General features: G+C 56.0%; 10 protein-coding genes. 7 read left to right on the top strand and 3 right to left on the bottom strand.

Annotated elements, in window-relative coordinates; genetic code table 11:
• The first annotated feature begins 163 nt into the window (after positions 1-163).
• From QEP11_RS06280 to QEP11_RS06270, 3 genes are all read left to right on the top strand, one after another.
• A complete protein-coding gene (locus QEP11_RS06280; RefSeq protein ID WP_284335793.1) occupies positions 164-1,153 on the top strand; it encodes a Bug family tripartite tricarboxylate transporter substrate binding protein in 990 nt (329 codons plus the stop codon).
• A 147-nt stretch (positions 1,154-1,300) separates the two neighbouring features.
• Entirely contained in the window at positions 1,301-2,959 is a 1,659-nt protein-coding gene (locus QEP11_RS06275) for a thiamine pyrophosphate-binding protein (RefSeq protein WP_284335792.1), read from the top strand.
• Between the two features lie 202 nt (positions 2,960-3,161).
• Positions 3,162-3,857 carry a TerC family protein gene (locus QEP11_RS06270; RefSeq protein ID WP_284335791.1) on the top strand — a complete coding sequence of 232 codons (696 nt, stop codon included), beginning with the start codon at positions 3,162-3,164 and terminating at the stop codon, positions 3,855-3,857.
• A gap of 142 nt (positions 3,858-3,999) precedes the next feature.
• On the opposite strand, the gene QEP11_RS06265 is transcribed toward QEP11_RS06270, so the two are convergent.
• Positions 4,000-5,172, bottom strand: coding sequence for a M20 aminoacylase family protein (locus QEP11_RS06265; protein ID WP_284335790.1), 1,173 nt, complete (start codon positions 5,170-5,172; stop codon positions 4,000-4,002).
• Between the two features lie 140 nt (positions 5,173-5,312).
• Positions 5,313-6,653 carry a DUF3100 domain-containing protein gene (locus tag QEP11_RS06260; protein WP_284335789.1) on the bottom strand — a complete coding sequence of 447 codons (1,341 nt, stop codon included), beginning with the start codon at positions 6,651-6,653 and terminating at the stop codon, positions 5,313-5,315.
• 344 nt (positions 6,654-6,997) lie between these two features.
• On the opposite strand from QEP11_RS06260, the gene QEP11_RS06255 reads away from it, so the two are divergent.
• A complete protein-coding gene (locus QEP11_RS06255; protein WP_284335788.1) occupies positions 6,998-7,906 on the top strand; it encodes a LysR family transcriptional regulator in 909 nt (302 codons plus the stop codon).
• 177 nt (positions 7,907-8,083) lie between these two features.
• Here QEP11_RS06255 and QEP11_RS06250 read toward each other — a convergent pair whose 3' ends face one another.
• Positions 8,084-8,518 carry a hypothetical protein gene (locus tag QEP11_RS06250; protein WP_284335787.1) on the bottom strand — a complete coding sequence of 145 codons (435 nt, stop codon included), beginning with the start codon at positions 8,516-8,518 and terminating at the stop codon, positions 8,084-8,086.
• A gap of 85 nt (positions 8,519-8,603) precedes the next feature.
• On the opposite strand from QEP11_RS06250, the gene QEP11_RS06245 reads away from it, so the two are divergent.
• The 3 genes from QEP11_RS06245 to QEP11_RS06235 all read left to right on the top strand — a co-directional run bounded on the left by QEP11_RS06245 (position 8,604) and on the right by QEP11_RS06235 (position 15,029).
• Positions 8,604-8,960: a hypothetical protein gene (locus QEP11_RS06245; protein WP_284335786.1), complete on the top strand. Its 357-nt coding sequence runs from the start codon at positions 8,604-8,606 to the stop codon at positions 8,958-8,960.
• Positions 8,961-9,216: 256 nt separating this feature from the next.
• Positions 9,217-12,705 (top strand): type VI secretion system Vgr family protein, encoded by a 3,489-nt coding sequence (locus tag QEP11_RS06240; RefSeq protein WP_284335785.1) that lies wholly within the window; start codon positions 9,217-9,219, stop codon positions 12,703-12,705.
• A 14-nt stretch (positions 12,706-12,719) separates the two neighbouring features.
• Positions 12,720-15,029 (top strand): phospholipase D-like domain-containing protein, encoded by a 2,310-nt coding sequence (locus tag QEP11_RS06235; RefSeq protein ID WP_284335784.1) that lies wholly within the window; start codon positions 12,720-12,722, stop codon positions 15,027-15,029.
• Positions 15,030-15,101 lie beyond the last annotated feature (72 nt).

The raw sequence follows: 15,101 nt of genomic DNA, 5'->3' as shown, positions 1-15,101 counted from the left end.
TGAAGCAAATACGCAGCGGACTGGACAGATCATGACACCAGCGGATGACGCATCCAAGTCTTAGCGATCAATGCCACTCACGGGTCCAGCGGGTAAACCCGCTGCAGTACTCGGGCCACACTTTCTACAGTGCAACTTCTCAGTCCAACATGGAGTTTCACGCATGCGCTTTGCCAGTCTGTTTTCTCGCCGTGCTTTGTTGCACTCCAGTGCAGCGGCCCTGGCTCTCACTGCATTTGGTGCTACGGCACAAAGCAACTATCCAAGCAAACCCGTCAAAATCATGGTTGGCTTCTCCGCCGGTGGCACCACCGATGTGGTCGCGCGCATCATGGCCAAAGAATTGACGGAGACATTGAGGCAGCCCTTTGTGATCGAAAACCGCCCGGGTGGAGGCAGCAATATTGCGACCGAACAAGTCGCTGGCGCTGCGCCTGATGGTTACACGCTGCTGTTTGTTGCTGTGACCAGCGCCATCAACCAGACGCTCTATCCCAACGTGAAGTTCGACCTGCAGCGCGACTTTGATGCCATCGCCCTGGGCGCCAAAGTGCCCAATATTCTGGTTGTACATCCCAGCGTTCCAGCCAATAACGTCAAAGAGTTCATCGATTGGGCGCGTGCCAACAACGACAAGATCGCCTATGCCTCCTCGGGTAGCGGTACATCCATTCATATGGCCGGCGAGATGTTCAAGGTGCGCACAGGCTTGAAAACCCAGCACATTCCGTACAAAGGCAGCGCACCCGCGGTGACCGACCTGATAGGTGGTCAGGTGCACTTCATGTTCGACAACATGCCCGCTTCCTGGCCCCATGTGCAAAGCGGCAAGCTCAAGGCATTGGCGGTCACCACCAAATCACGTTCAGCTTCCGCGCCTGATGTCCCCACTCTGGAGGAAAGCGGCATTGCGCCATTTGATGTGACATCGTGGTTCGGCCTGATTGCCCCCAAAGGCACCCCGAAGGAAGTCATAGACAAGCTCAATCACGCCATGAACCAGGCATTTACCAAGGCTTCGGTCAAAGAAGCCTACGCCAAGCTGGGCGCCGTGGCCGAGAAAAACACCCCGCAGCAATTCAGCAACTTTATCCGCAGCGAAGTGCAAACCTGGGCTCCCATTGTCAAAGCTTCAGGCGCAACGGTGGACTAGCGCATTGCACCACGCTTGTCAGCCAATGACAGCTCAGGGCTGGCAAGCACGGCACATACTGTTGAATGATCAGTTGCAGATACGGCCCTGAAGCATGTACCTGCAACCACACCCAATCCGGCATCCCACCTTTACAAACATCACGGCATGAGCGAGACACACGATATCAATGGCGGCAGCATCCTCGTCGAGGCATTGGCACGCAATGGCGTAGACACCATTTACTGCGTTCCTGGAGAAAGTTATCTGCCGGTGCTGGACGCATTGCACCAGCACCCGACAATACGCACCATCGTCAGCAAGCATGAGGGGGCGGCTTCAAATATGGCTGACGCCTACGGCAAGATCACGGGCCGCCCTGGCATTGCTTTTGTCACACGCGGCCCTGGTGCCACCCATGCGAGCAATGGTGTGCATACAGCCATGCAGGACTCAACGCCCATGATCTTGTTCATCGGGCAAGTGGCCAGCGCATTCAAGGAGCGAGAGGCTTTCCAGGAGATCAACTACCGTAGCATGTATGGCAGTCTGGCCAAGTGGGTCACTGAGGTGGATGCCATCGAGCGCTTGCCTGAAATCATCCATCGCGCATTCAATGTCGCCATGTCTGGGCGCAAGGGCCCCGTCGTCATTGCCTTGCCTGAAGAGGTTGTTTTTGACACCGCACAGAATGTGCAGCAGCTGCCACCGGTCATCCCCGCAGAACCAGCGGCAGACCCACAAGCCATCCTGGCGCTTCACGCTGCATTGCAACAGGCCCAACGGCCACTGGTCATTGTGGGAGGCACTGGCTGGACGGAACAAGCCCGGGCGGATTTGACTGCCTTTGTCGAACGCTACCGGCTACCGGTAGCAGCGGGCTTCAGGCGCCAGGACATTTTTGATAACCGTAATGCGCATTACGTAGGTCAACTGGGCTTGAGCATTTCCCCCGCGCTGGTCAACACCGTCAAAGAGGCCGACTTGCTGCTGGTGCTGGGTAGCCGCATGTCGGAAACCACATCGACCGACTACCAGCTCATCCGCTGCCCACAGCCTGTGCAAAAGCTCATCCACGTGCACCCGCAACCGGAAGAAATCAATCGCGTCTTTCATTGCGACATTGGCATGGCCTGCAGCATGCCGCAGGCAAGCAAAGCCCTGGCCGCACTGCCCGCCCTGCCCTCAGCCCCGGTATGGAGCGAGTGGACACAACAGGCACGCAGCAACTATGTGGCACACAACACTCCCCCTGCGCGCAGCAGTGCGCTGCAGGGTGTGGATATGGGCTATGTCGTCGGTCACCTCACCCGCGTTCTGCCGGAAGATGCGGTCATCAGCAATGGCGCGGGCAACTACACCGTCTGGGTGCATCGTCACTTCCAGTACAAAAAGTTGGGAACAGAGCTTGCGCCCACCAACGGAGCCATGGGCTACGGCCTGCCTGCTGCAATTGCTGCCAAGCTTCAATGCCCGGAACGCACGGTGGTGTGCTTTGCGGGTGATGGCTGCTTTTTGATGTATCCGCAAGAGCTGGCAACGGCCAAGCAATTTGGCGCTAACATCATCGTCATCGTGGTCAACAATGGCATGTACGGAACTATTCGCATGCACCAGGAGCGCGAATTTCCAGGCCGCATCAGCGCCACGCAGATTGACAGCCCAGACTTTGTGCAACTCGCGCTGGCCTTCGGTGCACATGCCGAGCGCGTGCAGCGTGACGAAGACTTTCCTGCAGCCTTCGAGCGCGCGCAACAGGCCCAGGCACCCGCATTGATTGAACTGATCACCGATCCGCTACAAATCACTCCCACCGCGAGAATTTGATTTCTTCTGGCATTCTCCCGAGCGGCGCTGGCCGCTCTTGGTTTTTGCGCCGCCATCCTGCGCATACTGCTGCAGTACAGCGCGCGTGCTTATGCTCCCATAATCGGCATTTGTAAAGCAATGTTGGAATTGCCCATGACGTGCGCGCATACATGACTCTGTCCTGCATGGTCAATTTGTAACGTCTGCCTACACTGACTCCATGGAAACCCTGCTGACCGCCGAATTCTGGATCGGCATCTTCAAGATCATTTGGATCGACGTCATCCTCTCCGGGGACAACGCCGTAGTTATTGCCCTCGCCGCACGTTCACTGCCCCCAGAGCAGCAGCGCAAAGCAATTTTGTGGGGTTGTGGCTTTGCCATCGCCTTGCGCATTTCACTGACTGTGGTGGCAGCCAAGCTCATGCAGTTTCCTTTTCTGGAAATCGTGGGTGGCTGTCTGCTGCTGTGGATCGGTGTCGGCTTGCTCAAGGGTGAAGACAGTGCAGACGAAACTTCCGGCAACGGCAAAGGCAACGGAGGCATCTTCACTGCCATCCGTACCATCCTGCTGGCTGACCTGGTGATGTGTCTGGACAACGTGATTGCCGTGGCGGCTACCGCCCAGGGTGACATGACGCTGCTGATCTTTGGCCTTGCCCTGAGCATCCCGCTGGTGCTGTTTGGCTCCACTTTGATGATCAAGCTGATGGAGCGCTTCCCCTGGATTGTGATGCTGGGAGCAGGCTTAATTGGCTGGGTGGCAGGCGAAACCATTGTCAACGACCACATCCTGCACAACTTCAGCCAGCAGTACCCTGCAGCCAAGTATGCGGCAGCGGTCTGTGGTGCAGCATTCGTGCTCTTTGTGGGCCATTGGCTCAAACAGCGTAAAACTCAAAAAATCAGCGTTTAGACGACAGTTGCGCAAACCCTTCCTATCAACCAGCGGCTTGCTACGGCAAGCCGTTTTTCATGCAAGCCTTCCAAAAGGCTATACATAAAAAAAGCCAGTCATTCGACTGGCTCACAGCACTGAATTTTTGTCTGAAGCAGACTCAGGCAGGCAACTTGCCATCGCGCAGCAAGGCATACACCAGCTCCACAAAATAGCGAACGCCCAATGGCAGCACATCATCGTTGAAGTCGTACTTGGGATTGTGTAGCGAAGCGCTATCTTCCCCATTGCCCATCCAGATATAAACGCCTGGGCAGGCCTGCGCCATGAAAGAGAAGTCCTCGGACGCCATGCTGGGCTTCATGTCACGGCGTACATTGCCTGTACCCAATACGCTTTCAAGCACTTCGGCACACACCTCGGCATGCACCGGATGGTTGATGGTGGCCGGATAGCTGACGCGATAGTCCAATTGCGCCTGCAGACCGTGTAAAGCGCAGGTGGCATCGATAGCGTCGCGGAACCGTTGCTCAATGCGCGCGCGCTGGGCCATGTCGAAACACCGCACTGTGCCACGCAGCTTGATCAGCTCGGGCATCACGTTGTAAGTGTCACCCGCGTTGAAGCTGGTCACACTCAGCACGGCGGGCTTGTGCACCTCTTGCTCGCGCGCAATCAATGCGGGCAAATGCGTCACCAACTGGCAGGCAGCGAGCAAAGCGTCTTTGCCCAAATGCGGCATGGCGGCGTGGCATCCTTTACCGATCAATGTGAGGTCAAAAATATCGAACGCTGCCATCACGGCTTCGCTATGCACGGCCGCTGTTCCAGCAGGCAGACCTGGCCAGTTGTGCATGCTGTAGACCGCCTGCATGGGGAAACGCTCAAACAGCCCCTGCTCAATCATGGTACGGGCACCGCCTTCGTTTTCCTCGGCAGGCTGAAAAATGAAATGCACCGTGCCCGCAAAATCAGGATTGGAAGCCAGCGCCTGCGCTGCGCCCAGCAACATGGTGGTATGCCCATCATGACCGCAGGCGTGCATGCGCCCTTCATTGACGGACTTGTGCTCACACTGGTTCAACTCTGTCACATGCAAGGCATCCATGTCGGCCCGCAAGCCAATCGACGGCCCTTCACCACGCGCGCCACGCAGCAGGGCCACCACGCCGGTGCCAGCCAGCCCGGTATGCACTTCTAGCCCCCAGCTTTGCAGCAGCTCGGTTACACGCGCGCTGGTGCGGTGCTCCTGGTAGGCAGTTTCCGGATGGCGGTGAAAGTCATGTCGCCAGGCCTGCAAGGTTTGCTGGCCGGGCCATTTCACGGTGTTCATGACGAATACCTCTTCTTCAAATCAAACTTGATAGCAATATACGTTGGCTAAATGCTTTTGTGCCGTACAAACAAAGCTGCCCTGCAGTGCATGGGGACACTGTCAGGGCAGACTTCACAGCATGGCGCAATGCGGATCGACTACATCGAACCGACAAAAAACTGTGCAATCACGGTAGCGGCCAGGAACACCCCGGCATTGGCAAGCAGCGACACCACCACAATCCTCCAGCCAAGACGGCGGAAGGCCGGAATGTCCTTGGCCAGCGACAAGCCCGCAAACGTCAGCATGGGCGTGATCATGGCCAGAAAGTTGACCTTGCCAGTCAGTGCCGCAACTTCAGCCGCATAAGGAGTGGCTGGAAAAGTCATGGCCATGGCGATGAACGAAATCCAGCACACTGCTGGCAGCTTGCGCTTGGTGCCGATATAAATCAGGTCTCCAACCAGCACGGCAACAATGATGATGATCACACCAGGCAAAGCATCCAGCATTGGAATGCCATAGCCAATGCGGTTGCCAATCAGCACCAGCAGGCCCACAAAAACCCATGACAGCAAACGCATGCCCAGATTCAGTACCGGAGCGTGCACCACGGCCTGAGTATTGGAGACAGCCGCTTCCTTTTCCACTGTTTTGGCACGGCGCCCCAGAATAGGCTCAAAAATACGATATGCATGCACGGCCAAAGGCAGCGAAATGAACAGCGTCAGATAAGTACCTACCGTGGTGGCAATCAGATTGGCGGCTGCAGCGAACGTCGCCACCTGGTCAGCCTGATCAGGATATTGCGCGGCAATCGCCCCCACCGCAGCAGCAGTCATGCTGCCAGAGCCCACGCCCGCTCCCATGCCCAGCGCCAGTGGATTGAAAATGCCCAGACTGGCGACAAAGCCTGCCAGCAAGGAAATAAAGATAGCGCCAATCAAGGTGCCGGTAATGTACTCAGCCAGCACACCACGGCCTTCTGGCGAGTCCATGCCGAAGCGCTCACCCACGATGGCAAGACCTGGTTCTCTGCCAATGGAGAATGTCGCGCCGATGGCCTCGCGCTTGATACCCAGCAACAGCGCAACTGGCATACCCAGTAGCACACAGCCCACCAGATTGCCCATTTCTTGCAACACCAGGCCCCAACCCACCTTGGCAAGTTGTGGCAGTGAACCACCTACCAGCAAACCCAGTTTGGCAATGAACAGAAACAGTGCGCACGACAGCACTGCCGCCGCCAGGTGCTGACTATGCAGGCTGAGCTTGAGCGGTCCAGGCATCCGTCTGGACAGCAGACCCAAGACCAAACCAATCAGCAGCGCCCAAATCATGGGCAGGAGCACCACCTTGCCAACGCCCAGCTCAATGGGCAACGGGCCCAGCCATTCCGACAAGCCAGCAATCACCAAGGCCAGTGCAAACACCTGCGCAACACTGCCAGCACTGATGCCGGGTTTGGCCATAGCGGCCGGTTGAACTTCAGAAGTCATCGATTTCCCTTTTCGCGCCGCTGCCTGCGCAATCCCACGCGACTGATATTGAACAAACCGTTCGGTCACGCCACTTCACTCTCAGCCGCCAGCACCCCACAGCAAATCCGATGTTTGCGGCTGAGACAAGGCACGACGACGCAGACAGTACAAAGGTACGACAAGGCGAAGCAGCGACGTAACAGGGAGGGTGTTAGTGGGGAGAACAAGCTGGTTATGCGCGTGAGCCACTGGCGACGACTATATCTGCGCATAGATTGCATTTGATTTATTTTTCTGTTCTAAAAAACAGAACACAATACATCACGACCCGCCCTCCTCCAGACCTTCACTCCACGCTTGCCATGCCAAACTTCCAAGACTCCCGTGCTCGTTATTTGTATGAGGCTGTAGCCTGCGGCAGCGTCCGCAATGCGGCAGAAAAGCTGGGCATAGTCCCTTCCGCGGTCAGCCGACAGATTGCCCTGTTGGAAGAAGAGCTGGGCCTGAGCCTGCTGGAGCGCCACCGCAGCGGTGTGGAGCCCACACCCGCTGGCGTGCTTATCCTGGATTACTACCGCCAGCAGCAATCTCACCAGCACGACATGTTGGCCAAGCTCGAATCACTGCGCGGTCTGTTCAGTGGCACAGTCAGTGTGGTCAGCGGTGAAGGCTTTGCCCAGGAGCTGATTGAAGGACCAATCCGCCAGTTCCGCAACCAGCACCCTGGTGTCTCGGTGTCGTTGGAGATTTACGGCACCAACGAAATCATGCGACGCGTGCGGGAAGACCAGGCCGAACTGGGTCTGGTCTATTACGCGCCACCAGATCCCATGGTCACCGCCCGGGCCAGTGCGTTGCAACCCATGCATGCAGTCGTCGCCAGCCACCACCCTTTGGCCAGCCAGCCCCGTACCTCCTTGGCAGAGTTGACTCAATGGCCCATCGCACTGCTACAAGGCGTTTATGGCATTCGGCAGTTGGTGGAGTATGCAGAGCAGACCGACAAAATCCGCCTGAGCCCCGCACTCACCAGTAATTTGATTTCTGTGCTCATGCACTTTGTCTGCAGTGGCCAAGGCGTCACATTGCTGCCTCAATGCGCAGTAACCGCCGAGCTGGCCCAAGACCTGGTCCGGGCTATCCCCGTGGACAACCCCGCTTTTGCCCATGCTGAAATGCAACTCATCACCCGTACCGGGCGTCAGCTCTCACCAGCAGCACAGCGGTTTGTGGAGTTTTGCCTGCGCGGCATGCATGCTTTCCAAAGCTGATTCCCCCCTGCAACCCACAAACGGCAAAAGGCAAATGGCAAAAGGCATCCTGCGTTCCGTCATTCAGAGCCGCTAACACTACCCAGCAAACCGAAGGCTTGCGATTGAGACGGGCTGCGAAGCAGCAGGCAGTACTGGCGTACGACAAGGCGAAGCAACGACGTATCAATGGTAGTGTTAGCGGGTCTCAATAGTGAACAGTGATCTGCCCATGTCCATCACATTCTGGGGGCTTGCGCTGCAACCCATTTTCATGATCTTGCGAAGTACTGCGCGCTCAAGAATTCGTGAGCAATAGCGCCTCACTTTGGGTACAACACAAGTGCCTGTACTTTCTCGGTGCAGCCCCTCTAAAGCAATTGAATCCAGCCGAGCCAGCGCAATCCGCAAGACTTTAAAAAAACATACGTCTGGGCGTCTGGACGTCTGTGCATGAATATGTAGTACCTGCTGCAAATTCGAAACAAGCGCCAATCTGCTGTCTATTCTTTGATATAGAGATGTGCATTCATTGAGATTTTTATAGAAAAATCCAGAAACGTTGGATGTCGGCACAAAGAGTTCACCAAACATCTCATCATCGCCAATCAACAAGAGGTCAGATAACACCATTATTCTGATCCAGTGTTCCGATCAGCCATCTGGATAGATATGTCTGATCGGAATGTGCTCTTCACGAAATGAGCAGGAACACGCTATGAATAAAGAAAATTACACAACCCGTTCTAAGACCTGGCCAAATCCATCAGAAAAAGAGCTTGAAGCGTTCTTCTGCAACCCCGAAAACTTTTTCGCCGGCATGACAATTGATGATGTCTTCTGCGCTGCTGGTCCATTTGATTCTCATTTTGACTGTGACAGAGGAATTTTGCTCTATGACTGGCATAGAAAAACAATCCGAATCCGCGTCGTTACGCAAGCAGAAAATGTCACTGAAGTTGAGTTGCTTGACCCCGCATCAACCGATTACTTCGATAAACCTATCCAGATTCTGTGGAAACGACCTAAACACACTCAAAAAACTAAAGATGATCCAACAGGCAACTCTCTTTAAGCCATCAACCTGAACCATTCAAAATAAGCAAGCCCATATGACCTATCTCAAAGAAATATAAATCCACACCCGGAATTGAAACTACTTGTAATTTTAGCTTTGTTCCTTCTACGCATCAATATTTAAAAAATAATTACTTAAGCGCATTTCTTGCGCTAACGCTTTGTGTTTATTAAGTGGATTGGGTATTAATGGAAAGGTTTTACGTCACGCTTTTTCCACTTCATCTCCAACGGCTTGCCACCGTTTGCTGTTCATGTTTGAGCCCTCACGCAACCACGCTGAGCTTGCCAGTTTGCTCGCCCCCGCCTCTTTCAGCGCCAATGCGCGTCTGTATCGCTTGCAATTGGTTCCTTCAGGCTCCGGTGCTGCGCTGGAGTCCACCGTGCAGGCGCTGCAGCCCGAAGCCTGGATTGCCCGCGAAGCACTCAGCGAAATCGGTGAAACCCGCCTACTGTGCCTGAGCCTGGAAGCCGACTTGCCCTTGCACGATCTGCTGGGCCAGGGCCTGCTGCTGCACACCGTCTGCGCTGATGGCAGCCTGTACACCCGCAGCGGCCTGCTGCGCAAGGTGGAAGCGCTGGAGGCCGATGGCGCTTTGGCCCGCTACCGCCTCACCCTGGTTCCCTGGCTGTGGCTGGCAACGCAGCAGGCACGCAGCCAGATCTTTCAAGACCGCAGCATCGCCCAGATCATCGAATTCGTGCTGGCCCCCTATACCCGCCAGGGGGCAGTCTGGCATTTAAGCGGCGATGCCCGCGCCCTGATCCAGGATGCCCCCATCCGCAACTACTGCACTCAGTGGCGTGAGAGCGATTACGCATTCCTCTCGCGCATCCTGGCCGAAGAAGGTCTGGGCTGGCGCGTGCAAGCCAATCCACAGGTGCAGTGGGGCCATGAAATCATCTTCTTTGGTGACAGCAGCCAGGAAAGTGCCACCCCGCAAAACCTGACCTCGCCCACGCGCTTTCACCGTCAGGCGGCCCAGGAAACCGAAGACGCCGTGCAGTCGCTCATCCGCCAGACACGCATGGGCGTCAAGCGCATCCACGCAGCCGCCTGGATGCCCGATGCACACCGGCTGCAAGACGCGCAAGCGCGCCGCCTGAACCCGCCTGCGCACACCCCCGACATTGCTTATGACCATCTGCTGGGCCAGGACGACCACAGCAAAGGTCTGGACAGCCACCGCGCACTGGAGCGCACCGCCGTGCGCCTGATGCAGGGAGTGGAAGCGTTTAGCGACATGATGGCCGGGCGCTCCAGCGTGCGCACCGCACAAGTTGGCACCCGACTGACGGTGCAGGAAGCGCCCGCGCTGGGTCTGCCCGACACTGCACCCACCCTGGTGCTTGAGGCCCTGGAGCAAGCGGGCTTTAACGACCTGCCCACCAACTCGGCACAAGTCATTGAAGCCCGCCTGGGCACAGCCCGGCATCACTTGTGGTTTGAAGACAGCGGCATAGACCTGAACGTGCTGCCCGGCACCCCGGGACTGATGGACAGACCTGGCACGCAGCAGCAGCCCCAACGCGCATTTGGGGCCAGCGCTTCGGGTGCTGGCGCTTTGGCTGGCGATGCTTTTGCAATCGATGACGCCCTGTCCGCATCCTGGCAGAGCCCGCGCAGCTACCCCGATGCGGCCCTGATCGCGCAGGCCCAATCCCATGGCTACGCCAACCGCTTCAGAGCCATCCACGCCAGCACCCCCTGGCGTGCCCCACTGCAAACGCCCAGCGACAGCGCACCCAGCACGGGCCTGGGCTCCAGAGCCTTGGCCTTTGGCGTGCACAGCGCCATCGTTGTCGGGCCTGACGGCTCATCCACGCCCAACGGCCCCGATGAAATCTATACCAACGCCCGTGGCGACATACGCATCCGCTTTCACTGGCAAAGCGAGTTTGTGCAAACCCAGATGCCCGATGCCCAGCAAGTGCGCAAAGACAACCGCAACACCCGCTGGGTGCGGGTGGCCCAGCGTCAGGCGGGCCCCGGCCTGGGCTGGCAATGGCTGCCCCGCATCGGCCAGGAAGTGCTGGTCAAGTTCACCGACAACGACCCCGACCAGCCCATCGTCATCGGCACCCTGTACAACGGCCAGGGCGCGGGCGGCATCGCTCCCACCCCCGGCGGCGCTGCCGCCAGAAACACCAGCGATGCCGCCGAGCTGTTTGCCCAGGCCAACGACACCACCCCCAGCGCACAGCACAACCTGACCGCAGGCATGGGCGGCGGCCACGCACCGGCCTGGCATGCCGCATCTCCAGGCGCACAAGGCCACCGCAACGCCACCGCCCTGTGGGGCTTCAAATCCAAAGAGCTGGGCGGCAAAGGCTACAACCAGCTGGTGTTTGACGACAGCAACCAGCAGCTGCGTGCGCAAATGGCCTCCAGCATCAAGACCTCACAGTTGAACCTGGGGCACATCATTCACCAGCAAGACAACTACCGGGGCGGTGTGCGCGGCCAGGGCTTTGAGCTGCGCACCGACGGCTACGCCGCCTTGCGCGGCGGCGCAGGCGTCATGCTCACCACCTACCACGGCCCGGGTGGCATCCAGCTGGAGCCCACGGCAGACTTTGCCGCTGGCATGGCCATGTTCCAGCACCTGAACACCCTCTCGCAAGGCTTGAACGAATCAGCCAGCACCCACCAGACCGTGCGCCTGCCCGGGCAGATAGGCAGCCACCAGGAGCAGCGCAGCGCCATGGACGACAGCCACGCCCCGCATGCTGCCATGCTGCGCTCGGTCAGCACCACGGTGGATGCCAACTCCAGCGACAACGCCCTGGCGCAAGCGCCCGAGAAATCGCCCGCCACAGGGCCAGACCGCGTGCCCCACACGGGCGATGCCATCATTGTCGCCGCTGCCCAAAACGGCCTGGTGGCCATTGCCGGGCAGCACATGCAAGTGGCGGCGGGTGAAGACATCACGCTGGCCTCGGGAGGCAGCATCAACGTAGCCATCAACGCCCAGGCACGCATGCACGCGGGCCAGGCCATCGGGCTGGTGGCTGCGGCTGCCAAGGCCGACCACGAAGGCACAGGCCTGTCCATCATTGCCGCGCAAGATGCCATCAACGTGCAGGCTCAAACCGATGTGCTGCAACTCAACGCCCAGCAGGCCCTTACTGTGCAAAGCGCGCAGGCGGGCATGGACATTGCCGCCGCACGCAAGCTGCGCATTGCCACCGCGCAGGGCGCAGCCATCACCATCGAAGGCGGCAACATCACGTTTGAAGCACCGGGCAGCATTACCTACAAAGCCTCCATGCGCAAATTGCAAGGGCCAACGCGGATTGACTTTGCATCACCAAACTTCCCAACTTCAGAGCTGGATTCCATGTTGACATTCACACTGCAATCGCACGGGGGAACAGGTCTGGGCAAAGTCTATGCGCACGAGCCATACAAGCTCTATGCACACGGCGCCCTCGTTGCAAGTGGATTAACTGATGAAAAAGGAAAAATTAAGTTCCAGCATAAAACTGGCATCAGCAAGTACAAGGTCGAACTGATTAATGGGCTTTCCTATGACATTGAAGCACCAACCACTTTTAGTGCAGACCAGAAGACAAGAAGCCTGCAACAGCTGAAATCCCAAGGATGGCTGCCCGACCCTGCCAAACGGGCACAAGATACTTTCTTCCGGGAAGCTGAACAGCGAGAAAGCCTGTGCAAAGGCCAAGCAGGAGAAACTGCCTACGACAGCGCAAACACTACTTCGCATAAGTCAGAAAACTAACAGAAAAATAGCAAATGTCTGATCCATTCATTCCAAACAGTTACTACTGCTACCATGTAGACAGTTCAACTGGTCGAAAATATTTACGTTATTTCATTAATGAAACACAATACATTGTTGATTGCTATATAGAACCAGATGGCCGAAGAATAAAAACCTGGGGTGCTGGAGAAAATGTCTCACCCAAGCAAGGGCAATGGCTGCCATCTATGGAGCGTTTTGAGTCATCACAAGAAGGAGACTGGGACAATGCCAGAGATACACCCAATGCGAAATCAGAAGGCAATTTTGACCCTGACCCAGACAACACCCAACCCAGCGCAAGAACCGAGCAAAGCAGCATTGCAACCATAGAGCACCCCAGAGCAGCGCTATCCCTTCAATGGTATGTGAACAGCCACCAGGGTGCACGCCGCTTAAATAACCAAATTACCCCTCTAATCAACGGCCAAAACACATTTGGTGCAGTAGCCAAAGCCATCAAAGAAGCCAAGCAGACCATTGAAATCATTACATGGGGTTTTGATGCATCATTACGTCTAGAACGTCCAAACGGCAAACGTATTGGCGAATTACTGGAAGAAAAGGGTAAAGAAGGTGTAAAGGTAAAGCTGCTTGTTTGGCGTAATCCACTGACGCAAGTCATGGAAAATACTGTTCCTGGAATCAATGAAAAAACCAATACAAGCACAATTAAAGATGCTGTTGTGTGGGCCAAACATAAAATTCTTCCACCTAAAATTACCCCTTCACCAGAACAGTTGCAAGCCGAAAAAGAATTGCTAGATGCCAAAAAGAAGCACCGTCTTTTGAAGTTCGATTATCTAACCAGCAAAGCATCAGAATGGATCAACCCTTTTGACAATTCTGATAGTTCTTCTAGCGATCAAAAAAAACGTGAACTCGATGAACTGGAAGCAAAGATAAAGCGCCTGGAACAACAATACGCACATGCCCAGACCTTACCTGTCACGACTGAGCAGGTAGATTACGGGCAAGGCATGGTGGAAAAGCTTATCAACAGTGCTGGTGCTCCGGGCGACCCGGACTCGCTGCTCTTCAACCGTGATTGGCACCACCGTATGTCCGAAGGCGAGATTGAAAACGTTGACTTCCGCGTGCGTGACTACACCAGCGATGAGCGCAGCGCCATAGCACTCAACAACATCTGGGAAAACGTACTCAAAAAGTACCAGCCCACACCAGCACTACAACTATTTCTTCTATCAGCCTTCCCAAGCCACCACCAAAAAACTGTTGTGGTTGACTATGAACAGCCCAAAGACGCCATTGGTTTTGTCATGGGGCACAACATGCACAACAACTACTGGGATACCAGCGCGCATGATTATGAAGATGCCAAAGGCCTTCGCGTCAGAGGCTTTGGCCCCTGGCAAGACCTTTCCTGCCAGGTGAAAGGGGCTGTTCTGCACGATCTCAATCGCAACTTCTGCGCTGCCTGGGACAGAGGCAGCCCCTGGTATCGCCGCTGGTTTGACAGCATATCTGATGCACGAAAATCACTCACTCCCGATGTTTTCGCAAGCCAGGATGGCGGCATGCGCTCTGTGGCGCAAATTACGCGCACGCAGTTTCAAGAAGGCAAAGAACGCAGCATTCGTGAAAGCTATATGCAAGCCATGGGCAATGCGCGTGATTGCATTTATATTGAAAACCAGTATTTTCGCTATAAACCGCTAGCGCAACGGCTGAAGCAAACAAGGCTTCAGCTGCTTTCTGGCGGCAAAGACGAAGCCGCACATGGCACTTGCCATGTGTTCATCATCACCAACGTCACCGATGACCATGGCCGCACCAACACATATGACATGCTGGAAGCCCTGGGCCGCGCCGACCGCATGCCCACGGTGCACAGAGACACCACAGACCCGGATGGCCAGGTCAGCAACGACCTCACGCCCCAAGACATTGCAGGGCTGAAAGTGCATATAGCCACCCTGGTATCTGGCACCAAAAAACCGGGCAATCAAAACCAGTACCGCCCCATTTATGTGCACTCCAAACTGCTGGTGGTGGACGATGTTTTCTTCACCCTGGGCTCTGCCAATATCAACCAGCGGAGCATGGAAGTGGACTCAGAACTCAATATTGCCAGCGCAGACCCCGATTTGGCCAACCAATGGCGTGAGCAACTATTTACGCTGCATACAGAAAGTGCGCCTGAAAGCAATGCATCTTCAGACTTCAGGCTTTGGAATGATCTCATGTCTAAAAATTCAAAAAGAATGAAAGAAGGAGAACCACTTCAAGGCCATTTGATTGAATTTTTTGACAATGGCCCACGCACTCGGGCTTATGACTAATGCCCTACCGTTTTCTACATCTGCTCCTGGCTGCATTTTTAATTGCGTGCCATTCAGAAACACCAGCAACCA

Source organism: Comamonas halotolerans (assembly GCF_030162935.1).
In the GTDB taxonomy this organism is placed as follows: domain Bacteria; phylum Pseudomonadota; class Gammaproteobacteria; order Burkholderiales; family Burkholderiaceae_C; genus Comamonas; species Comamonas halotolerans.
This window is presented reverse-complemented; position numbering and strand designations above follow the sequence as displayed.

Bases quoted from the DNA above. Each gene is read 5' to 3' on its own strand.
- QEP11_RS06255 (WP_284335788.1), top strand. From the start codon at position 6,998: ATGCCAAACTTCCAAGACTCCCGTGCTCGTTATTTGTATGAGGCTGTA.
- QEP11_RS06260 (WP_284335789.1), bottom strand. From the start codon at position 6,653: ATGACTTCTGAAGTTCAACCGGCCGCTATGGCCAAACCCGGCATCAGT.
- QEP11_RS06250 (WP_284335787.1), bottom strand. From the start codon at position 8,518: ATGGTGTTATCTGACCTCTTGTTGATTGGCGATGATGAGATGTTTGGT.
- QEP11_RS06265 (WP_284335790.1), bottom strand. From the start codon at position 5,172: ATGAACACCGTGAAATGGCCCGGCCAGCAAACCTTGCAGGCCTGGCGA.
- QEP11_RS06280 (WP_284335793.1), top strand. From the start codon at position 164: ATGCGCTTTGCCAGTCTGTTTTCTCGCCGTGCTTTGTTGCACTCCAGT.
- QEP11_RS06240 (WP_284335785.1), top strand. From the start codon at position 9,217: ATGTTTGAGCCCTCACGCAACCACGCTGAGCTTGCCAGTTTGCTCGCC.
- QEP11_RS06235 (WP_284335784.1), top strand. From the start codon at position 12,720: ATGTCTGATCCATTCATTCCAAACAGTTACTACTGCTACCATGTAGAC.
- QEP11_RS06245 (WP_284335786.1), top strand. From the start codon at position 8,604: ATGAATAAAGAAAATTACACAACCCGTTCTAAGACCTGGCCAAATCCA.
- QEP11_RS06275 (WP_284335792.1), top strand. From the start codon at position 1,301: ATGAGCGAGACACACGATATCAATGGCGGCAGCATCCTCGTCGAGGCA.
- QEP11_RS06270 (WP_284335791.1), top strand. From the start codon at position 3,162: ATGGAAACCCTGCTGACCGCCGAATTCTGGATCGGCATCTTCAAGATC.